Origin of the sequence: Rahnella sp. NRRL B-41462, assembly GCF_003263525.1 — a bacterium.
Taxonomy (GTDB): Bacteria; Pseudomonadota; Gammaproteobacteria; order Enterobacterales; family Enterobacteriaceae; genus Rahnella; species Rahnella aceris.
In genome coordinates this window covers 20,173-42,667 of the sequence record NZ_JYDF01000088.1, presented here as the reverse complement: position 1 = coordinate 42,667, position 22,495 = coordinate 20,173, and the positions used below count along the sequence as shown (strand labels likewise).

Sequence of the window (22,495 nt, the reverse complement as noted above, 5' to 3'; positions counted from 1 at the left end):
ACGGCGATGGCAAGGCGAGGGGCAGCTTTCAATGGATAACGCGCGTCTGAATGGCCTTAATATTCAGCAACTCATTCAGCAGGCGGTCAGCCGTAATACCAGTAATGTTCAGGGGCTTGAAAAGTATGAGCACTATAGCCAGATCGATACGCTGAAAGCGCAGGGACATCTGGCCGGAGGTACTCTGACGCTGAATAATCTTGAAGGTCAGTCGCCAATGGTGTCTGCGAAAGGTGACGGAACAATCGATATGTCGAATCAAAAGGTGGATATGAACCTGCTGATCCGCGTTACCGGTGGCTGGAAAGGTGACAATAATCTGATCAATACCCTGAAAACGACAGACATCCCGTTGCGGGTTTACGGACCCTGGGCTCAGATGGGATATCAGCTGCAGGTGGACCAGATACTGAGGCGTACGTTTGAACAAAGCGCTCGCAGCGCCCTTCAGAACTGGGTCGACAAGCGTAAGGACAGTAAAGAAAAAAGCGATGTTGAGAAATTACTCAACAAATAATCTCTTTTCTAAGCCAATTCTGAGCATAAACAAAACGGGGTGCCATCGCAGGCACCCCGTTTTGTTTACAGGAGTGAGTCAGACTTCGTAATCGTCTTCAGAGGCGGTATCAGGTGGCGTAATCTTCACTTTTAAAATACGGTGACTGCTGACTTCTAAAGGCTCAAACAGATAGTCATTAATGTGTATCTGTGCGCCCACCTGCGGGATACTTTGGGTATATTCCATCAGCAGACCGGCCAGCGTGTGATATTCCCTTTTTTCATCCACCGGCAGGGAAATATACATCACCAGATCGTCAAGCGGCATGTAGCCGTTGGCTATCCAGCTTCCATCCTCCTGCTGCTGGATATCATGCCGTGCATCAGGCGTTTCGTCAGACTCTGGCAGGTTACCGGCAATGGTTTCCATCACATCCGTCAGGGTCACGATCCCTTCGACAGAACCAAATTCATCGACCACGAAAGCAAAATGCGTTTTTGCCTGGCGGAATTGTTCGAGGGCCATCAGCAGAGAAAGCTGTTCCGGGAAAATCAGGGGCTGGCGGATCAGCGCCTTAAGATCCAGTTCATTTTGCAGCAGTTGTTGTTTGAGCAGGTCGACAACGTGCACAACGCCCAGCGGTTCGTCGGTGGAGCTGTCTTCGGTGACCAGCATACGGGTATGTTGGTTATCAGCGATTTGCTGCGTCAGCACGTCGACAGGGTCATTAAGTTCAAGATGGTCTACATCATGGCGGGAGGTCATGACGCTGCTGACAGTGCGTTGCCCGAGTCCCAGCACGCGTTCAATCATGTGACGCTCCTGCTGGTTGAAAATCGCATCTTCTTCGTCAGCGCTGTCTGCAATCATGTTTGAAGAGTGAGCATCAAGTTCGGCTTCTTCATGTTTGCCACGCAAGACGCGCAATACGGTTTCTGCAGTGCGTTCACGCAGAGAGCGGCGCGAGGATAAAAAGCGTTTGCGGTTAAACTGTGCCAGCTGATTCAGCCCTTCAATGATCACCGAGAAACCGATCGCGGCATACAAATACCCTTTCGGGATAACATAGCCAAAACCTTCGGCAACCAGGCTAAAGCCGATCATCAGCAGGAAACTGAGACATAAGATGACGATAGTCGGATGCGCATTCACGAAACGTGTCAGTGGTTTACTGGCTAACAGCATCAGGCCGATAGCAATACACACCGCCACCATCATGACGGCCAGATGCTCAACCATCCCGACTGCAGTAATCACCGAGTCGAGTGAAAAGACCGCATCCAGCACGACAATCTGAGCAACGACCGGCCAGAATTTAGCACCGCGCTGCTGATGGCTTTGTTCTTCATCTTTGCCTTCGAGTCGTTCATTAAGCTCCATCGTCGCTTTGAACAACAGGAATATCCCCCCCGCAAGCATAATCATATCGCGCGCGCTGAACGGATGCCCGAGCACGGCAATAAGAGGGCGGGTCAGTGTCGAAAGCCAGGAAATGCAGGCCAGAAGAAGTAAGCGCATGACTAGGGCCAGTAAAAGCCCGGTGACGCGAGCCTTGTCACGCTGCTGGCGCGGAAGTTTTTCCGCCAGGATGGCAATGAAAATGAGATTGTCTATCCCCAGGACAATTTCGAGAACTACCAGGGTCGCAAGCCCGGCCCAAATCGAGGGATCGGCGATCCATTCCATATTGCGTTTTTCACCTTTGGTTACACGACGATTGTCGCACGTTGAATAATGGGCGCCAGCGCCCCAAATTTCAAATCTAAAACAGCGGTCTAGGCAAACTGGCAAGGGGGCCCAGGGGAAGAAGGATGAGATGTGATAAAAAGCCGTCAGGACTGATTTGGAAAGCAGCAAGTTACGATTATTAAATCACCGAACAGGTATAACATTCCTAAAAATAAGCCTTTAGCTTACTGTTTGGTGCGGCTTACTGGTATCGTAACTGAATTAACATAATCGTGTTTGAGTCCTAAAGTCATGAGTATGGTCTCCCTAAACCAAATCACAGAGACTATACTCATGGAAGAACTATCGGATTGGGAATTTAAATCAATTTTACAATTTCAGTTCAGCGAAATCCCTGACGCGTTTGGATGGTAACTGACTGAATTTACACACCATAGGTTTCAAGGAGTATCCTTTACAATGTTAAAAGCTGTTATCCCTGTTGCCGGTCTGGGCACACGTATGTTGCCAGCGACGAAAGCCATTCCAAAAGAAATGCTGCCTATCGTCGATAAGCCTTTGATCCAGTACATCGTTAATGAATGTGCTGCGGCGGGCATCAAAGAAATCATTCTGGTCACGCACTCTTCGAAAAACGCGATCGAAAACCACTTCGATACCTCTTTCGAGCTGGAAAGTATGCTTGAATCCCGTGTGAAACGTCAGCTGCTGGAAGAAGTGCAGTCTATCTGCCCGAAAGGCGTGACCATCATGAACGTACGTCAGGGGCAATCAAAAGGCCTTGGGCATGCGGTTCTGTGTGCAAAACCTCTGATTGGTAATTCTCCTTTCGCGGTTATTCTGCCAGACGTTTTGATGGATGATTCCACCAGCGATCTGCGTAAAGATAACCTTGCTGCCATGCTTCGTCGCTTCCAGGAAACTGGCAACAGCCAGGTCATGGTTGAAGAAGTGCCGGAGAAAGACGTTTCCAAGTACGGTATTGTTAACTGCAACGGCGTAGAAGTTGAGCCGGGCGAAAGCGCGCCAATGACGGCTATCGTTGAAAAGCCGGAACTGAAGGACGCGCCATCAAACCTCGCGGTTGTCGGCCGTTATGTTCTGTCCGAAGCTATCTGGCCACTGCTGGCAGTGACACCGTATGGTGCAGGTAATGAAATTCAGCTGACTGATGCCATTGCCATGCTGATGAAAAAACATACTGTTGAAGCCTTCTCCATGACTGGCCGTTCACATGACTGTGGTGATAAGCTCGGTTACATGAAGGCGTTTGTTGAGTATGGTATTCGCCATAACACGCAGGGCGAAGCGTTCAAGGCATGGTTGAAAGAGTTTGCTGAAGAGTAAAAGTTGATTGACTTCGAGCAATAAAAAGCACCGAATTTTCGGTGCTTTTTTTTATCTGAAGTGATATTTAGAAAATAATTCAGGCCGGACTAGCCCATCAGCCTGAATTTATAATCAGTTATGTTCGTTAAGTAGTTGGGTCAGATACGCGCCATAAGCAGTTTTGCTCATTAATGCAGCTTGTTCAGCAACACGCTCTTTGCTCAACCATCCTTTACGAAACGCAATCTCTTCCAGACAAGCTACTTTAAAACCTTGTCGTTTTTCAATGGTGTGGACGAATTGTGAAGCCTCAATCAGGCTATCATGTGTTCCTGTATCGAGCCACGCAAAACCTCGGCCCAGAAGCTCCACCTGCAATTGACCTTTCTCAAGATACATTTCGTTTAATGTCGTTATCTCAAGCTCACCACGATGAGATGGCTTAACCTGTTTAGCCATCTCAACGATATTTTTGTCATAGAAATAGAGTCCGGTCACTGCCCACTGAGATTTTGGTTTTAATGGTTTTTCCTCAATGGAAAGTGCTTTAAAGTCCTTATCAAATTCAACCACGCCAAAACGCTCGGGGTCTTGAACCTGATAGCCGAAGACTGTTGCGCCCGTTTCTCGTTTAGCAACGGCTTCAAGCTGTTTGCCAAAGCTTTGACCAAAATAGATATTGTCGCCAAGAACAAGTGCACAACGTTCGCCGTTTATAAACTCTTCACCGATGATGAATGCCTGGGCAAGGCCGTCTGGAGATGGCTGTACTGCATACTCGAGTTTAATGCCGAATTGAGAACCATCACCCAGTAAGCGTTGAAAGGATGGCATATCTTCAGGGGTAGAAATCACCAATATTTCATTAATACCTGCCAGCATAAGCACAGATATTGGATAATAAATCATCGGCTTATCATAAATCGGTAACAGCTGTTTCGATACACCGCGGGTTAGGGGGTACAGGCGCGTGCCTGAACCGCCAGCTAAAACGATACCTTTCACTAGATTCTTCTCCTTAAAATTAGTTAGTCAAGCCAAGACGTTCACCGGCATAAGAACCATCCTGAACCCGGCGCCACCAATTTTCATTGTTCAGATACCATTCAACCGTTTTACGAATTCCGCTTTCGAAAGTTTCTTGTGGTTTCCAGCCTAACTCTTGCTCGATCTTACTGGCATCAATGGCGTAACGCATATCGTGACCAGGACGATCTTTCACAAATGTAATCAGTTCGGAGAACTTGGCGATCCCATTTGGTTTTGCGGAAATCAGTTCATCGAGCAACTCACAAATGGTTTTTACGACGTCAATATTTTTGCGCTCATTGTGACCACCAATGTTATAGGTTTCGCCTACGACACCCTCGGTAACCACTTTATAAAGTGCACGGGCATGATCTTCAACATACAGCCAGTCGCGCACCTGTGCGCCATCACCGTATACCGGTAATGCTTTACCTGAAAGTGCGTTCAGAATGATGAGTGGAATGAGTTTTTCCGGGAAATGATAAGGACCGTAATTATTCGAACAATTTGTCACAATAGTAGGGAAGCCGTAAGTGCGCTGCCAGGCTCGCACTAAATGATCGCTGGAGGCCTTTGATGCAGAGTAGGGACTGCTTGGCGCATATGGCGTCGTTTCAGTGAAAAGATCCGTTGTGCCGTGCAAATCGCCATACACCTCATCCGTTGAAATATGATGGAAGCGGAAAGCCGATTTTTTCTCTTCAGGCAGAGAAAACCAAAAATGTCGGGCTGCTTCCAGAAGCACATAAGTGCCAACAATGTTGGTTTCGATGAAGGCTGCCGGGCCATCAATCGAGCGATCAACATGGCTTTCAGCAGCAAGATGCATAACAGCATCCGGTTGGAAGTCAGTAAAAAGAGTATCCAGTTCTGTGCGATCACAAATATTTGCCTGCGCAAACTGATAGCGGGGATCAGATGATACGGGAAGGAGTGACTCAAGATTGCCCGCGTATGTGAGGCTATCGACAACCAGGACACTATCCTTTGTATTATCAATAATGTGACGAACAACTGCTGAACCGATGAAACCGGCACCACCGGTGATCAAAATTTTCATATATACGTACTCATTTATTAAGTGTTAGCTTTTTCACATGCTCAAAAAATCAGCTATTTCGCTTTTGTCGCGAATAAGAACATAGCGTAGCGCAGAGTTAGTGTAAGCGCAGCTATAATCAGGTGATTCCTGCATTTTCATGCTAAATATTTCTGCAAGCTATATTTAACTAAAATATATCAACGGTCTGTTTGAAAAGTACCCTGCTGTTGTGGGGGGCACACACACAAAATCTTCTGCCAGCACTGGACAGGTATCATATTACTTGTGACTCAGGGTTCTTGTAGGAATTGTCCAATTTGCAGCAAAAACTTGGTTTCAGAGAGGGGGATGGCTGTCTCATTATCGGTCACGGTGCTCTGCTGGTCAGTGTATTGCAAATTGCGGATGAGTTTGTAAGCAACGAACCGTATGGTAAAGATACAGTTAGCCGAGAAATGAACTTTTAGCCAGATTCTGAGTGAGCCGCAATAGGCATTTGTGGTACGATTTTTTAGAAAATGGGAATGGCTGAATGCTTCATAAATGGAATTTGTAAGAACGGCATCAACAACCGTTTATACAGCAAAGGTAACGTGTCGTTGGATAATTGCATAACGAGTGAGCTATAAAAATGAATGTTATTGACACAGAAGTTATTGGCGTAAAATTAGTGGAACCTAAAGTTTTCGGTGATGATCGCGGATTCTTTTTGGAAACATTTCAGCAAAATCGCTACAAGGAAATGTTAGAAATCGATCTGGATTTTGTTCAGGATAACCACTCCCGTTCATCGAAAAACGTTCTTCGTGGCTTACATTTTCAAACGTCTAAACCGCAGGGCAAGTTGGTTCGTGTTGTCCGTGGTGAAGTATTTGATGTTGTGGTTGATATTCGTCCAGAGTCCGCAACTTTCGGTAAGTGGGTAGGTGTATATCTTTCGGAAGACAATAAGAATCAGCTGTGGGTACCACCCGGTCTTGCCCATGGCTTTGTGGTGATTTCAGACTTCGCCGATTTTGAGTATAAATGCACTGATTACTATGATCCGAAAAATGAAGGTTGCTTGATCTGGAACGATCCTGAAGTCGGGGTAAAATGGCCTGTTAGTGAACCGTTGCTCTCTGCAAAAGATGCATTGGGTCAAGGTTTTTCAGAACTTTTTAAAATTTGATGTGCTGTCAAAGGCCTCGGGTTTTGGCTTGAGGCATCAATACAAGAACACTGTAAAATTCTATAGGTACTTTAACCAAATGAAATTGTTGATCGTAGGATGCGCGGGCCAGGTTGGTAGAGAATTGGTGCGACGAGCTCCGGCTGATTGGGAGGTAAAAGCTGTTGACAGGCAAGAGCTTGACATTACCGATCACCGGAAAGTAATGAGTGTTGTCAGCGAGTTCCGCCCTAACTCGATTATTAATGCTGCTGCCTATACCGCTGTCGATCGTGCAGAATCTGAACGTGAATTTGCCTATTTAATCAATAGCACAGGCGCTGAAAATTTGGCTATTGCAGCGCAACAGGTTGATGCTTCTTTTCTCCATATATCGACTGACTATGTTTTTTCTGGGGACCATGAGGGATGCTATGTGGAAACAGATACCACAGGGCCTACCGGTGTTTATGGTGCAAGCAAATTGGCAGGTGAACAAGCTGTTGCCATGGCTTGTAAAAAACACATTATTTTGCGTACTGCCTGGGTATTCGGTGAGTATGGCAACAATTTTGTAAAAACAATGCTGCGACTGGCGAAAGACAGAGAGCAATTATCTATTGTTGGGGATCAATTCGGAAGTCCAACTTATGCCGGGGATATCGCGGAAACTCTGCTTGCAATAGCTGGTCAACTTAAGCCTGAAGACGAACGTTGGGGCGTGTATCACTATTCAGGGTATCCTTATACATCATGGGCAGGTTTTGCGGCAGAAATCTTCACCTCAGCTACAAAACATTCAGTTCTCGCTAAATCGCCTTCAATACTGGATATTAAAACTGTTGAATACCCGACGCCTGCCAAACGTCCCTCCAACTCCAAACTTGATTGTGGCAAGTTATTGAAAAGATTCAATATTGCACCAAGTGACTGGCAGAAAGCACTTGAAAATATCGGTGCGTATCACGGGTGAAATTAGAAAATTGATTCAGGCAACTTTCAAGGTGTCAATTAATTTGAGTTGAGTTTTAAAAAACCTCAACTCAAAGAAACTGTTAACTTTCAAATGTGAAGCAAAAAGAGAAGTCTATGAATCCTCATTTAGGAAAACCCACTTCACTGCTTTCGCTATTTAATAGCGCGTGGAATAATAAAAATTTAATATTACAGATGGCTAAGCGTGAAATTATTGGCCGATATCGTGGTTCAGTGATGGGGGTCTTCTGGTCATTCATCAACCCAATTTTTATGCTGGTTGTATATACGTTGGTGTTCTCGGTTGTTTTTAAAGCCCGCTGGGGCACTCAGGCTGCTGGAAATGAATCTAAAGCCGATTTTGCGATAATTCTCTTCGTCGGTTTGATCATCCACACACTGTTAGCTGAAATGCTCAGTCGTGCCCCTTCCATGATTTTAAATAATGTAAATTATGTTAAAAAAGTAGTTTTTCCTCTTGAAATATTGCCGCTGGTCGCGCTGGGTAATGTGCTTTTCCATAGTTTTGTTAGCACATTTGTTTTGTCTGCGGCTTTTGTCATATTTAATGGTTACCTTCATTGGACTATAGTTTTCTTTCCATTAGTCCTGTTCCCTTTGATTTTACTGACGCTGGGTTTAACTTGGTTTCTTGCCTCGTTAGGGGTGTTTATCCGTGATGTTAGTCAAACCATTTCGATTGTAGTCACTGTATTAATGTTTCTTTCCCCTGTGTTTTATCCTATTACAGCGGTGCCTGTTGCAATGAGAAAAGTAATTTTACTTAACCCATTGACATTTATTATCGAGCAAGGAAGGGCTGTCATTATTTGGGGGAAATTACCTGATTTTACGGGGCTGGCAATATATTCCTTGATTGCAATTTTCATTATGTGGTTAGGCTATGCTTGGTTCCAAAAGACTAGAAAAGGATTCGCAGATGTCCTCTGATGATTTTGCCATTAGAATTGAAAATGTTGATAAATGTTTCCAGGTCTATGAAAGTCCTGCACGCAGGCTTAAGCAATTCGTTATGCCTAAAATTGACCGTAAATTAGGGAAAGAGGCACGCATCTATCATCAGGACTTCTGGGCGTTAAAAGATGTGTCTTTTAATTTACCACGTGGCCAGACTATGGGGATTGTTGGCCAAAATGGTTCTGGCAAGTCCACACTCTTGCAAATAATTGCTGGGACTTTAACGCCGACAGCGGGAAACGTGGCCGTCAATGGTCGTGTTGCAGCCTTACTGGAACTGGGGGCAGGTTTTAATTCTGATTTCACAGGTCTGGAAAATGTTTATTTAAATGCTTCTCTTTTGGGGTTATCTAAAGAGGAAACTGAGAATAAATTAGATGACATATTATCTTTTGCCGACATTGGTGATTTTATCAACTCTCCGGTCCGTTCGTATTCGAGTGGGATGTTGGTCCGCCTGGCATTTGCAGTTCAGGCGCAAATAGACCCAGAGATTCTTATTGTTGATGAGGCCCTGGCGGTTGGGGATGCAAAATTTCAGGCGAAATGTTTTTCACGACTGAAAAGGCTTAAACAGGACGGTACTTCAATTCTTTTTGTATCACATGCCACAGAGCAAATTGTGACACATTGTGATAGTGCACTGTTGTTAGACCATGGGGTGGTACAAGTTCAAGGTAGCCCTAACGATGTGGTTAACAGGTATTTGGATGTTCTTTTTGGTAAGAAAAACGGCTCATCCATTAGAAAAGATCAAGACGATAAACTTGAGAAGGCTGTTTCCCGTGAAGTTCAGATTCGGGACCGGGAATCGAAATCTAACCTCTCACCTGGTAGCTTCAGCTCATTATTGACGGGAGAATACTCAGAACGCCCTAACTATAATCCGTCAGAGTACCGATGGGGAGACCGTGCAGCGGAACTGATAGATTTTTACATCTGTCAAGATGGTGAAGATTATCCAAGCACAGTTACACCTGGAAAAGAATTAACCCTGGCTATTAAAGTAAAATTTCGCGACGTTGTCGTGAGGCCAATATTTGGTTTCGCTATTAAAACTAAAGAAGGCGTGACAATCTATAACACGAATAGTGAATGGCAATCTGTAGACTTGGTTGATGTGGCGGAAATTGATACTGAAATGGTGGTTTCTGTTACATTGCCGATGATGGTATATGAAGGTGATTTCTTTATCTCTGTCGGTATTGCCAGTAGTTCTCTTGATGGTGAGATTATACCGCACGATCGCCGGTATGATTCAATACACTTGGCTGTCGGGCCTGTAAAATCTTTCACTGGCTTAGCCAATTTGAATGCGAGAATAAATTTTGAAACAGAATAACATACATGAAATTTTATTAAATAATGACTTCTTTATTGATAAAACGACCAATGTTTGGCGTCCTGTTGAATTGCCAGCTTTTGCATATAATGACGGTGATGAGGCTGAGAATTACGTATTGAAGTCTGTCACCGAATCAGCTGATGTAAGCATAAATTCAAAAGAGCTGTCAGATAAGATGAAGGATTGGCCATCCACTTATCATCTTTCCTCCAGACGCTCGAATTTATTGCGTCCTTTTGAGCAGTGGTTAAAAGGTAAAAAGGTTCTCGAAATAGGTTGCGGTTGCGGCGCAATAACGCGTTTTTTGGGAGAAAGTGGCGCTGATGTTGTATCGGTAGAAGGAAGCCTTCGACGTGCTCAAATTGCAAGAGCACGAACCCGGGATTTGTCTAATGTAGACGTCATTTGTGCACCGAGTGATATTATACCTGACATTGGTCATTTTGATGCAGTTATACTTGTAGGCGTATTGGAGTATGCGCGAGTATTTCTTGGACGCGATGGTCAAAAAACTCTTTTAGATTCATGTCGGGACAGAATGACTGAGACCGGCAAGCTTTTCGTCGCAATCGAAAATAAATTAGGTATAAAGTATTTTTCAGGAGTCAATGAAGATCATGTAAATATGCCAATGTTTGGTATCAACAACTCTTACACTGAAAAAAGCGTCGTTACTTTTGGCCGTAGTGAACTTAAAGCTGTGCTAGCTAATTCAGGTTTTTTGCATAACGAAGAGTTTTTGCCACTTCCTGATTATAAATTACCCGTCAGCATTATTTGCCCGCGTGGATGGAAAAACTTTTCATCACAATTTTCGCAACTGGCAATCGAAAGTGCACATCAGGACCCGCAGAAAAATTCAGAAAATTATTTTTCTATTGAGGAAGGTCTTTATAATATTTGGAATAATGATCTTGCACCTGATTTGAGTAACTCTTTTTTAATGGTAAGTAGTCAGATAAAACCTGATGAGGAAATTATCGATCAAACGATCGCTGCTTATCATTTTTCAGATGGCAGAGCTAATGAATTCAAAAAAACAACTCTATTCAAAACTAATTTAAATGATGAATTAGTTGTGCTCACCAGTGGTGGTGATGTTTCAATTCCATCATCAGTTAATGAACATTCAATTGTTGAAAGTGGTGTTTTCCATGACGGCGAGAGTTTATGGCTTTCTCTCGTTCATACTGTGAACAAACCCAACTGGACAATTCAAGATATCGTTTGCTGGTCCAGTATCTGGATCAATGAAATTCAAAAGCGAGCCAGTCTTTCCAAAGAATTCAATAGCCTGACGGTTTTGCCTTCTGAGTTTTTGGATGCAATGCCTTTCAATTTTATTACATTAGATAATGGTGATAAGAAACTTTTTGACCAAGAGTGGAATTCACCTGCTGAGATTACTCTGGGATATATAGTCTTCAGAGGGATTTTCCATTCTCTATTGCGATTGACGTCAATTTCATCAAGCCCGTCTTATCGGGGAGAAAGTATTGCTGATTATTCATTATCTATTATGAATGCAATAGGCTTTAGCTGTGACGATGATTTAAAAAATACCTGGTTGAAAGCAGAAGCAGATTTTCTGGCATCTGTTCAGTCTAAAGATGCTGTTGCTATACTCTCTGTTCTTAAAGAGGTAAAATTAAATGTCAGAAGGGATTCTGCAAAGGCTATTGTCAACGACTTAAACACTGCAATTGAAGAACAGAAACATTTACAGGGGCATATTGCAGAATTGCTTACTGTAGCTGATGAACGCGCAAGCGTAATTCAGTCACTTGAATTAGATATTGCCGGCAAAGAGATGACTATTAAAACATTAGAAGATGCCAACAGAGAAAATGTTGATAAATTAAATAATTCTCATTTAGAACTACTGGATAAAATATCTTTACGTGATAAGCAACTCACTGAGCTTTATAACGATGCTGCTCTCAATGAGCAGCTTTTGGGACAGTGCCGCCATGAAAATCATTTATTGCAACAGCAACTAAATGGTATTTACGATTCTTCCAGTTGGAAATTTTCAGCTCCTATTCGCGTAATTTCAAGACGCACTCCCTCTTATTTACGCAATCCAGCGCGCGTGATTTTTAGAAAATTTTTCTATATTGGACAAAGTGTTAAGGTTAAATCTGGCCAAGTTGTGCGGAACGTTATACGCCCTGCTAAATTGCTCACCACACGAGTGAATCAGCGCAGTAGAACATATGCACAGCGTGTTTATCATGCTCTGCCAGATAGATATAAGCTTAGTGCTTTAAAAGTTGCGATGAAATTAAAACCAGAATGGTTCTATGACCATCCATCTTTTATCCGTACTAACGAGAGCATTGCAGGGATCAGGCAAGCTAAAACTGACTGGATGGTTGATATTAATACCTGCAGAGACAATTTTAAAGGAACACCAGGCAAGGTCGCTGTACACTGCCACATATTTTATCATGATTTAATAAACGAGTTTAGTGCCCATCTATCTGTTATCCCGTTCTCATTTGACGTTTATGTATCAGTTACTACTGAGGAAGGGAGAGACGTTTGTACTAATGCGCTGAAGAAAATAAAAAACATTTCTAATTTGTATGTTGAAATTGTACCGAATCGCGGCAGAGACATTGCGCCGATGTTCTGTCAGTTTGGTGAACGGCTAAAAGAATACGATTATGTCTGTCATATACAGAGCAAAAAGTCTCTCTATAATGGTGGGACAACGTTGGGATGGCGTGAGTATTTGTTTAATACTCTTTTAGGTACTGAAAAAAATACAAATCGTATTTTTGGATTATTCCAAGATAATCCTACGGTAGGGATCATTTTCCCCCAAGCTTTTGTTCAGGTGCCGTATCCGGCATTTACATGGTTGGCTAATAAGCAAGATGGGGCAATGCTTTGTCAACGTATTGGTATACCGATGCCTGAAAGTTATTACCATTTCCCAGCGGGTTCCAATGTTTTGGGCAAAAATGTCAGCAATGAAACCTCTTTTTGACCTAAATCTTCAATGGGAAGAATTCCCGGAAGAATTGGGCCAAACTGATGGTACATTAGCGCATGCGCTGGAAAGGATGCTCGGGATTGTACCTACATCTCAAGGCTATCAGTCCATTATTATAAAAGATCATAGCAGCCCTTCTTGGTCACCATTTCGCTTTGATCAGCAATATTTAAATCGTGCTGATGAAACTTACAGCCATTTGATCAGAGATTCCAAAACTAAAGTTATAGCATTCGATATTTTTGATACATTACTTGTTCGTCCATTACTCGTTGCCGATCATACTAAAGAAATCATTCGTCAGAGATTGAATGAGTCCGAGGGCAAGCTCTTTGCTAATTTCAGAGCAATGGCAGAGGTTAATGCACGCAATATTAAAGGGAAAGATATTTCCATCTCTGATATATATGAGCAGTTTGGCTTGCTAACTAAACTGCCTGCCGAGAAATGTGCTGAAATTCAACGCATTGAAGAAATTGTTGAATTAGCATCAGTATCACCTCGAAAAGATATGGTACACCTCCTCAATAAATCCAAGGAATGGGGCAAACGTGTTGTTCTCATCAGCGATATGTTTTTATCAATACAAACTATCGAAACGATGTTAGAGCTCAATGGGATTGATAATTATGATCGCCTATACCTTTCCTCAGATTTGGGCATAAGGAAAGATACCGGACAACTCTATTCATTCATGCTTGATGAAGAAGGCGTGAAGGGTGAGGAAGTTGTTATGTTTGGTGATAATGAGCGCTCCGATTTGCAACTGCCTTGTGATGAGTTCAAATTGCGTGCTTTACACATACTCCGTGCTGCAGATCTCGCCAAATCTTTGCCTGAATATGAGACTCTTATTCGACCAGAAGTTTATGAGAACAATCTCAATCGAGAATTGACCATTGGGATGTTAGTCAGAGAAAACCTGAATAAATGCTATAACTTTGATGCTAATGATATTGCTATATTTTCATCTGCCCCTCGTCAACTTGGCTTTAATCTCGTGGGGCCGACAATATCAGCATTTTGCGCATGGCTTGCTGAGAGAGCAAAAGCGCAAAATGTGACGGATCTATATTTCCTTGCTCGTGAGGGTAAGCTAATCAAGCAAGTTTATGATGCATGGTCCAAAACAGTTGATGATGCTCCAAATAGCCACTATCTACAGGTTTCCCGCAGAGCGGTTAATGTCCCAAATATTGCGTCATTTGAAGATATTTGTGCAATCGCGATGTCTAATTATTATCCTAATAAAGTACAGAGCTTTTTCTACGAACGGTTTGGTTTAGAACTTTCAGATGATCGTTGGAATGAGATTTATGCCTCAGGTGTCTGGAAAAAAGATACTTTACTCCAGGTAAAAGACGGGGATTTGTCTGCTATTAACGACTTATTGCATGTTCTTACACCTGATATTTTGGCTGAAGCTTCAGCTGAAAAGAACATCCTTTTACAGTATTTTGACTCTGTTGGGCTTACCAGCAGCGAAAATGTAGCGGTAGTGGATGTGGGATATTCTGGGACGATCCAAAAATCTATAAATAAATTATTATCTGGTCCAATTCACGGATTCTATTTCGCGACAGCACATAACATTCGCGAGGGCATGCCTGACAATGCATTTGCCGAAGGTTGTTATGTTGAATTGGGGCAGGCTAAAAATATTGGCTCCCGCATATTCAGTAACAGTTTCTGCTTGGAGCAATTATTAAGCGCTAATGACCCTCAGGTGACGAAGTATGTCTTTGATGAAGATAATTTATTTAAACCACGCTTTAAGGTTTTAAGTGAAGCAGAATTGTCCACTCAACCCACCCGAAACGCGTTGCAAGAAGGTGCGATGGACTTCGTGAATCAGTCCGTTGAGATTAGAAATAAATTTTACAATAGCTTTGTACCTTCGGTAGAGATTGCTGATGTACTGTATGCTGATTTTATTGAAGCAACGCTTGAGAATAAGAACAGTGTCCTGGAAAAAATGGTTCTTGATGATGACTATTGTGGAAGAGGTTTGATCAACTGAGTTTTTGGTTTTCTTTTCTAAAGTCTGCCCCTGTGGGGCAGACTTTTTCTCAGTATCAGAATAAGGTTATCCCAATATGCAGGACCCTGAAATTGCAGTTATGATGTGCACGTACAATGGTGCACCATATTTGCTATCTCAACTAGAATCTATTGAAAATCAATCTGTCAATAATGTACATATTTACATCTCTGACGATGGTTCTTCCGATGAAACCTGCGCAATAGCCCGTTCATTTATTGATTGCTCCCACTTTGAAGGCACACTCTTAAAAGGTCCAAAACGCGGGTTTGTAGAAAACTTCATGCATATGGTTAACAATGAAGAAATATGCGCGAAATATTATGCCTTTTCTGATCAAGATGACGTCTGGAAATCTGACAAGCTGGAGCGGGCGATTAATTGGCTTTCTGAGATCCCTGAGGATGTCCCTGCGCTGTATTGTTCCAGGACAACATTGACGGATGCTGAAGGAAAAATCATCGGGGCCTCCCCTAACTATAAGCGCCCCCCGGCTTTCGCAAATTCAATCCTTCAAAACATTGCCAGTGGCAATACGATGGTTTTCAATCATAAGGCCAGAGAGCTTCTTGCTCTGGCTTATGGCATTCCTATGGCTGCGCATGACTGGTCTCTCTATCAGATTGTCAGCGGATGTGGTGGGAAAGTTTTTTTTGACACTATTCCTACTGTATTTTATCGACAACACCATAATAATGTTATTGGCAATAGTATGGGGCTGGGTAAGAGAATACAAAATTTTTTGCAGGCTCACAGTGGGAGAGCGGCTATCTGGAATAATATGAATTTTGAAGTGCTGGGCAGGGTCAGTCGACACCTTACGCCGGAGTCTGCGGCGACTCTGCACGACTTTAAAAGCATCAGGAACAGTAGCCTTTCGATGAGGTTAAAACTGATGAAAAGTTCCGGTATCTATCATCAACAGGCCATCGGCTATTTCACCACACTGACTTATGTGCTGCTGAATAAAATATAAGACTGGTATAAATAGTGAAAATCATCGCTTCCTTAGTGCTCTATAAACACCAGTATGCGGATATCGAGCCAACGATTAACTCATTGATTAATGAGGAAACTATATCAAAAATTGTCATTGTTGATAATGGCGGGGAATGCCGCTGGTTAAAAGACTATAGCCACCCTAAAATCGAGATCCTAATTTTAAAGACCAATTGTGGTTTCGGGACAGGTCATAATGAAGTATTCAGGCGTTATGCAGAGCAGTATGAGTTTACGCTGATCTGTAATCCGGATATTGCTTTCAAATCCGGCGAAGTTGACAAACTCTATCATTACTGTGTCATTAATAAGATCGGATTGAGCATTCCTAAAGTCATTTACCCAGATGGTTCCTTGCAGCATTGCTGTCGACTATTGCCGACACCGTATCAGCTTTTTATAAGACGTTTTTTTACCCGCCTTTCCAGCGGTATTAACGAGACTTATGAACTACATCAGGCTGATCTCAATCAGGCATTTTTCGCCCCCTCTTTATCTGGATGCTTCATGCTCATGAGCAGGGATGCCCTGAAGGAAACAAAAGGATTTGATCCCCGTTTTTTCCTTTACCTGGAAGATGTTGATTTATCTCGAAGGGTGAGCCAATCAGAATTCGCTGTACGATATTGCCCTGACTCTGTTGTCGTCCATGAGGCTCAGCGTTCCTCATACCAGAATAAAAAATTTATGATTTATCACGTTGTTTCCGCAATTAAATATTTCAATAAATGGGGTTGGTTCTGCGACAAAGAGAGAGCACAGCTTAACCAGAAATGCCTTAGCCAGTTACCGACTAAGAATGGCCGTTGAGACATAAGTCGTTAAAGTGTGCCCGCGAAAGCTCTTTTTTACCTGCATTCCCCACATGTTACCGGTAAAGTAAAGCTGGCCTCTGAGAAGGGCGAAGCAGGGGATTGCTGGCATGTGCGATCAGAATATTGTTATGGCTGCAATAGGTTCACCCTTCGCCATTCTCATGTACAATGCTTGTGTTCATTTGTATGGCTCAGTGCAGTTAAACTCACTGTTTACAGGGGTTTAGACTAAAAACTGGGCGATCAACTATTTCAGACAGGAGTTGCTAATGTCCAAACAACAGATCGGCGTTGTCGGTATGGCGGTCATGGGCCGTAACCTCGCGCTTAACATTGAAAGCCGTGGTTATTCCGTTTCCATTTTTAACCGTTCAGGCGACAAGACTGATGAAGTCATCGCTGAAAATCCGGGTAAAAATCTGGTTCCGCACTACACCGTCGAAGAGTTTGTTGACTCGCTGGAAAAACCTCGTCGTATCTTGCTGATGGTGAAAGCCGGTGAAGCAACTGATAAAACCATCGCATCCCTGACTCCGCACCTGGATAAAGGCGACATCCTGATCGATGGCGGTAACACCTATTACAAAGACACCATTCGCCGTAACCGCGAACTGTCCGAGCAAGGTTTCAACTTCATCGGTACCGGCGTTTCCGGCGGTGAAGAGGGCGCGCTGAAAGGCCCGTCTATCATGCCTGGCGGTCAGAAAGAAGCCTACGCGCTGGTAGCACCTATTCTTGAAAAAATCGCAGCCCGTGCTGAAGATGGCGACGCTTGTGTGGCTTACATCGGTGCAGATGGTGCCGGTCACTACGTCAAAATGGTTCACAACGGTATCGAATACGGCGACATGCAGCTGATCGCAGAAGCGTATTCTCTGCTGAAGCAGTCCCTGAACCTGAGCAACGAAGAGCTGGCGACCACCTTTGCTGACTGGAACAAAGGCGAGCTGAGCAGCTACCTGATCGACATCACCAAAGACATCTTCACTAAGAAAGACGAAGAAGGTAAATACCTGGTCGATGTGATCCTGGATGAAGCAGCGAACAAGGGCACCGGTAAATGGACCAGCCAGAGCTCACTGGATCTGGGCGAACCACTGACGCTGATCACCGAGTCTGTGTTTGCCCGTTACTTGTCTTCCCTGAAAGACCAGCGTGTTGCAGCTTCTAAAGTACTGTCCGGCCCGGCGGTGAAACCTTTCTCTGGCGACAAAGCGGAGTTCATCGAGAAAGTGCGTCGTGCTCTGTATCTGGGCAAACTCGTTTCTTACGCGCAAGGCTTCTCACAGCTGAAAGCCGCATCAGATGAGAACAACTGGGATCTGAACTACGGTGAAATCGCGAAGATTTTCCGTGCGGGTTGTATCATCCGTGCACAGTTCCTGCAGAAAATTACCGATGCGTATGCTGAAAATGCGTCTATCGCTAACCTGCTGCTGGCTCCGTACTTCAAAAACATTGCTGATGAATATCAGCAAGCGCTGCGTGATGTCGTGTCTTATGCCGTGCAGAACGGTATCCCGACGCCAACCTTCTCTGCTGCGATCAACTACTACGACAGCTACCGTTCTGCGGTTCTGCCCGCCAACCTGATCCAGGCACAGCGTGACTACTTCGGTGCGCATACTTACAAACGTACCGACAAAGATGGTGTATTCCATACCGAATGGTTGGATTAATTGCCTGACCGGCACGTGTTAAGCGTGCCGGTGTTGTCACGTCGAGACAAAAAAAGCCGCCAATGCATCAGCAAAGGCGGCTTTTTTACGTCTGAACTTTTACTTTTGAATTTTCGACGTTATTTCTTATGACGCTGACGCAGATTCTCAATGACCGCACTCAGGTTCAGATCCTGATCCTGCAGCAATACCAGCAGGTGATAAATGAGATCTGAGGCTTCATTTTTCAGTTCAAAGCGGTCGTTGACGGTGGCAGCCAGCGCAGTTTCAACGCCTTCTTCACCGACTTTTTGTGCGATGCGTTTGGTACCGCTGGCGTAAAGTTTGGCGGTATACGAGCTTTCCGGATCGGCGGTTTTGCGCGAGGCGAGCAGTTCTTCGAGCTGATACAGAAACGCCCAGTCGGTTTCGGCAGGGTGGAAGCAGCTGTTATTGCCTTTATGGCAGGTCGGGCCAAGCGGATTGACCAACACCAGCAGCGTGTCGTTATCGCAATCCGGGGTGATGCTGACGACGTTCAGGTAGTTTTCTGACGTTTCGCCTTTGGTCCACAGACGCTCTTTGGTGCGTGAATAAAACGTTACCTTGCCGGAAGACTGCGTAACGCCCAGTGCTTCCTGATTCATATATCCGAGCATCAGCACTTCACCCGACACCGCGTGCTGGATGATGGCTGGCATCAGGTTATCCACTTTTTCCCAGTCGAGCTGGCTAATCTGTTCATCGGTCAGCAGACCGGTTTTTACATCCTGATTACTCACAAGCGGATCTCCACGCCATTTTCGGCCAGGTAGCTTTTCAGCTCGCCAATATTAATAATTTGTTTGTGGAACACGGAGGCGGCCAGTGCGCCGTCGACCTGTGCTTCGCGGAAGGCGTCGAGGAAGTGTGACATGGTCCCCGCGCCACCCGAAGCGATCAGCGGAACATGACACACTTCGCGGATCATCTTCAGTTGCTCAAGGTCATATCCGTTACGCACGCCGTCCTGATTCATCATATTCAGCACAATTTCACCTGCGCCGCGTTCCTGCACTTCCTTCACCCAGTCGATAGTCTGCCAGGTGGTGATCTTAGTACGCGCTTCATCACCGGTAAACTGATGAACCTGATAAGTTCCCGTCTCTGTATCGTGCCACGTATCGATACCCACGACGATACACTGTACACCATACCTGTCGGCAAGGCGGGTGATCAGTGTCGGATCCGCCAGGGCAGGGGAATTAATAGAAATCTTATCTGCACCAAACTGCAAAATCTGGCTGGCATCTTCAAGGCTCTTAATGCCACCCGCCACGCAGAAAGGGATATCAATAACTTCAGCCACGCGCGATACCCAGCTTTTATCCACTACGCGGCCGTCGCTTGAGGCGGTGATGTCGTAGAATACCAGTTCGTCCGCGCCTTCCTGTGCATAGCGCTGCGCCAGCGGTACGATATCGCCGATGATTTCGTGATTGCGGAACTGTATGCCTTTGACGACCTGACCGTCTTTAACGTCGAGGCAGGGGATTATCCGTTTTGCCAGCATGAAATTGCCTCCGTCACATTAAATTTACCGTCGAGCAATGCGCGCCCGACAATCACGCCTTCCACACCGCTGTCACGCAATGCAGCGATATCATCCAGTGAGCCGATACCGCCTGAAGCCTGAAACGCCACCTGCGGATAACGCGCTGTCACTTCACGATAAAGTTCGACGTTGGAACCGGCCAGCGTGCCGTCACGGGAAATATCGGTGCACAGCACATGTTTCAGGCCGAACGGCAGATATTGCTCGACGACCTGTTCCAGCGTGGCATTGGAGTTTTCCTGCCAGCCGCTGATGGCCACCTTTTTGGTACCTTCGGCATCGATGCGTACATCCAGTGCCAGCACCAGCGCATCCGCGCCGAAACGGCTGAACCAGCCCTGCACGGTCGCCGGATCTTTCACTGCAGTCGAACCGACCACCACGCGGGTTGCGCCAGCGTTAAGCAGTGCTTCAACGTCCTGCTCATTACGGATGCCGCCACCGACCTGCACCGGCACGGAAACACCGGCCAGTAATTTCGTCAGCAAAGGGATCTGGCGTGCAGCCGGATCTTTCGCGCCGGTTAAATCGACAAGGTGCAGAACCTGCGCACCTTGCTGCTGATAATCCTGCAAACGCGGTAACGGATCATTGCCGTAGTCACGTTGCTGACCGTAATCACCCTGATGCAAACGCACCACGCTGCCTTCGATCAAATCCAAAGCGGGAATAATCATGCTGTTTACATCTCCAGAAAGTTTTTCAGCAACTGTGCGCCCGCGGCACCGGAACGTTCGGGATGAAACTGCACGCCGAAGAAGTTGTCTTTTTGTACGGCGGCGCTGAAGGGCTCGCCGTAAAGTGTCTGAGCGACTGTGTTTTCGCATACCGGCATGGCAAATCCGTGGACGAAATAGAAGTAAGCATTTTCATCAATGCCGCGGAATAAATGGCTGTCGGCGTTGGCGGTGACCTGATTCCAGCCCATATGTGGCAGCGGCAAACCAAGGTCTGGCATGCGCTGCACCGGCGTCTCAATAATACCCAGTGTATCGATACCGCCATTTTCTTCGCTCGATGAAGCCAGCAGTTGCATACCCAGACAAATGCCCAGCACCGGTTGGGTGCAGGCTTTGATCAGGTCAATAAGCTCACGCTGTTCGAGCTGTTCCATCGCCGCCTGCGCCGTGCCGACGCCCGGTAAAAACAATTTGTCAGCCTGCAACACAATCTCCGGTTCACGGCTCACCGTGGGCTCATAGCCCAGACGCTGAACTGCATATTTCACGGAAGAGAGGTTGGCACAGCCGGTATCAAGGATAACGACATTCATCACAGCACTCCTTTCGAGCTCGGCAGGGTGTTGCCATCCACACGAATTGCCTGGCGCAGTGTGCGGCCAAAGGCTTTGAACAGGCTCTCAACACGGTGGTGATCGTTCTTGCCTTTAGTACGCAAGTGCAGGGTACAGGCCATCGCATAAGACAGTGAACGGAAGAAGTGTTCGACCATTTCCGTGCTCAGGTCGCCGACGCGCTGATAGTTAAATTCAGCTTTGTATTCCAGGTGCGGACGCCCGGAGATATCCAGTGCACAGCGAGCCAGACATTCATCCATTGGCAGTACGAATCCGAAACGGCCAATGCCACGTTTATCGCCCAGCGCTTTGTTCAGCGCTTCGCCCAGCGCCAGTGCGGTATCTTCCACCGTGTGGTGATCGTCGATATATAAATCGCCTTTCACTTCGATGTTCATACGAAAACCGCCGTGCGTAGCGATCTGATCCAGCATATGGTCGAAGAAACCGACACCGGTACGGATTTTGCTTTCACCTTCGCGATCCAGCCAGACATCCACATCAATGGCCGTTTCCCGCGTTACGCGGTTAACTTTTGCATGGCGGTCACGTTGAGTCAGTTGCTCTGCAATCGTCGCCCAGTTCAGCGTATCGCGCTGATAACGCAGCCCGGCGATACCCATATTGGCCGCCAGCTGGATATCAGTGTCACGGTCGCCAATCACATAACTGTTTGCCGTGTCCAGCACGCCGCTTTCCAGATAACCCGCCACCAGTTTGGTTTTTGGTTTACGGCAATCGCAGTGATCGGCTGGCAGGTGCGGACAAATCAGCACCTCGTCGAAAACGATGCCCTGTGAGGTCAGGATCTGCATCATCAGGTTGTGCGGCGGGTCGAAGGTTTCCTGCGGGAAACTGGCGGTGCCCAGACCGTCCTGATTGGTGATCATCACCAGTTTAAAACCGGCATTTTGCAGCGCTAAGAGTGCCGGAATGACGCCCGGCTCGAGGGCCAGTTTGTCCAGACGGTCGACCTGAAAATCTTCAGGTGGCTCGGAAATCAGGGTACCGTCGCGGTCGATGAACAGTGTTTTTTGCAATAACGGACTCTGGC

The 22,495-nt window shown here is 45.5% G+C and carries 19 protein-coding genes; 11 read left to right on the top strand and 8 right to left on the bottom strand.

Going from position 1 to position 22,495, the window contains the following annotated elements; genetic code table 11:
- On the top strand, window positions 1-517 hold a 517-nt coding region (locus UC14_RS19720), incomplete at its 5' end, for an AsmA-like C-terminal region-containing protein (protein ID WP_305000122.1).
- 78 nt (window positions 518-595) lie between these two features.
- Here UC14_RS19720 and UC14_RS19715 read toward each other — a convergent pair.
- Entirely contained in the window at window positions 596-2,185 is a 1,590-nt protein-coding gene (locus UC14_RS19715; protein WP_013575067.1) for a TerC family protein, read from the bottom strand.
- Between the two features lie 462 nt (window positions 2,186-2,647).
- Here UC14_RS19715 and galU point away from each other — a divergent pair, with 462 nt between their 5' ends.
- Window positions 2,648-3,535, top strand: coding sequence for a UTP--glucose-1-phosphate uridylyltransferase GalU (galU, locus tag UC14_RS19710; protein ID WP_013575068.1), 888 nt, complete (start codon window positions 2,648-2,650; stop codon window positions 3,533-3,535).
- A 114-nt stretch (window positions 3,536-3,649) separates the two neighbouring features.
- On the opposite strand, the gene rfbA is transcribed toward galU, so the two are convergent.
- A complete protein-coding gene (gene rfbA, locus UC14_RS19705; RefSeq protein WP_037034876.1) occupies window positions 3,650-4,522 on the bottom strand; it encodes a glucose-1-phosphate thymidylyltransferase RfbA in 873 nt (290 codons plus the stop codon).
- A gap of 19 nt (window positions 4,523-4,541) precedes the next feature.
- Entirely contained in the window at window positions 4,542-5,606 is a 1,065-nt protein-coding gene (gene rfbB / locus UC14_RS19700; protein WP_112198265.1) for a dTDP-glucose 4,6-dehydratase, read from the bottom strand.
- Window positions 5,607-6,219: 613 nt separating this feature from the next.
- Between rfbB and rfbC the strand changes: the two genes are divergently transcribed.
- The 9 genes from rfbC (at window position 6,220) to gndA (ending at window position 18,571) form a co-directional block, all read left to right on the top strand.
- Complete coding sequence (gene rfbC, locus UC14_RS19695) at window positions 6,220-6,759, top strand: dTDP-4-dehydrorhamnose 3,5-epimerase (protein ID WP_112198264.1); 540 nt, start codon at window positions 6,220-6,222, stop codon at window positions 6,757-6,759.
- 79 nt (window positions 6,760-6,838) lie between these two features.
- The gene (rfbD, locus tag UC14_RS19690) at window positions 6,839-7,711 is read left to right on the top strand and encodes a dTDP-4-dehydrorhamnose reductase (RefSeq protein ID WP_112151915.1); all 873 of its coding nucleotides are present in this window, start codon (window positions 6,839-6,841) and stop codon (window positions 7,709-7,711) included.
- A gap of 116 nt (window positions 7,712-7,827) precedes the next feature.
- Window positions 7,828-8,664, top strand: a complete 837-nt coding sequence (locus tag UC14_RS19685; protein ID WP_112151818.1) for an ABC transporter permease — start codon at window positions 7,828-7,830, stop codon at window positions 8,662-8,664.
- Window positions 8,654-10,033, top strand: coding sequence for an ABC transporter ATP-binding protein (locus tag UC14_RS19680; RefSeq protein ID WP_112198263.1), 1,380 nt, complete (start codon window positions 8,654-8,656; stop codon window positions 10,031-10,033). The genes UC14_RS19685 and UC14_RS19680 overlap by 11 nt, the downstream gene beginning before the upstream one ends.
- Window positions 10,020-13,031, top strand: a complete 3,012-nt coding sequence (locus UC14_RS19675) for a rhamnan synthesis F family protein (protein ID WP_112198262.1) — start codon at window positions 10,020-10,022, stop codon at window positions 13,029-13,031. The genes UC14_RS19680 and UC14_RS19675 overlap by 14 nt, the downstream gene beginning before the upstream one ends.
- Complete coding sequence (locus UC14_RS19670; protein WP_198670094.1) at window positions 12,991-15,057, top strand: HAD family hydrolase; 2,067 nt, start codon at window positions 12,991-12,993, stop codon at window positions 15,055-15,057. Before UC14_RS19675 ends, UC14_RS19670 begins: the two co-directional genes overlap by 41 nt.
- A gap of 76 nt (window positions 15,058-15,133) precedes the next feature.
- Window positions 15,134-16,054: a glycosyltransferase family 2 protein gene (locus tag UC14_RS19665; RefSeq protein ID WP_112151821.1), complete on the top strand. Its 921-nt coding sequence runs from the start codon at window positions 15,134-15,136 to the stop codon at window positions 16,052-16,054.
- A 14-nt stretch (window positions 16,055-16,068) separates the two neighbouring features.
- Window positions 16,069-16,887: a glycosyltransferase gene (locus tag UC14_RS19660; RefSeq protein WP_112151822.1), complete on the top strand. Its 819-nt coding sequence runs from the start codon at window positions 16,069-16,071 to the stop codon at window positions 16,885-16,887.
- Window positions 16,888-17,161: 274 nt separating this feature from the next.
- Window positions 17,162-18,571, top strand: a complete 1,410-nt coding sequence (gndA, locus tag UC14_RS19655; RefSeq protein WP_013575079.1) for an NADP-dependent phosphogluconate dehydrogenase — start codon at window positions 17,162-17,164, stop codon at window positions 18,569-18,571.
- A gap of 119 nt (window positions 18,572-18,690) precedes the next feature.
- On the opposite strand, the gene hisIE is transcribed toward gndA, so the two are convergent.
- From hisIE to hisB, 5 genes are read right to left on the bottom strand one after another with little or no spacing between them, the layout of a single operon-like run.
- A complete protein-coding gene (gene hisIE / locus UC14_RS19650; protein WP_041689068.1) occupies window positions 18,691-19,305 on the bottom strand; it encodes a bifunctional phosphoribosyl-AMP cyclohydrolase/phosphoribosyl-ATP diphosphatase HisIE in 615 nt (204 codons plus the stop codon).
- A 23-nt stretch (window positions 19,306-19,328) separates the two neighbouring features.
- Window positions 19,329-20,102, bottom strand: coding sequence for an imidazole glycerol phosphate synthase subunit HisF (gene hisF, locus UC14_RS19645; protein ID WP_015689708.1), 774 nt, complete (start codon window positions 20,100-20,102; stop codon window positions 19,329-19,331).
- Window positions 20,084-20,821, bottom strand: a complete 738-nt coding sequence (hisA, locus tag UC14_RS19640) for a 1-(5-phosphoribosyl)-5-[(5-phosphoribosylamino)methylideneamino]imidazole-4-carboxamide isomerase (protein ID WP_013575082.1) — start codon at window positions 20,819-20,821, stop codon at window positions 20,084-20,086. Before hisA ends, hisF begins: the two co-directional genes overlap by 19 nt.
- Window positions 20,822-20,826: 5 nt before the next feature.
- Window positions 20,827-21,417: an imidazole glycerol phosphate synthase subunit HisH gene (gene hisH / locus UC14_RS19635; RefSeq protein WP_013575083.1), complete on the bottom strand. Its 591-nt coding sequence runs from the start codon at window positions 21,415-21,417 to the stop codon at window positions 20,827-20,829.
- On the bottom strand, window positions 21,417-22,481 hold the full coding sequence (gene hisB / locus UC14_RS19630; protein WP_015689709.1) for a bifunctional histidinol-phosphatase/imidazoleglycerol-phosphate dehydratase HisB: 1,065 nt from the start codon (window positions 22,479-22,481) through the stop codon (window positions 21,417-21,419). Before hisB ends, hisH begins: the two co-directional genes overlap by 1 nt.
- Window positions 22,482-22,495: the final 14 nt, after the last annotated feature.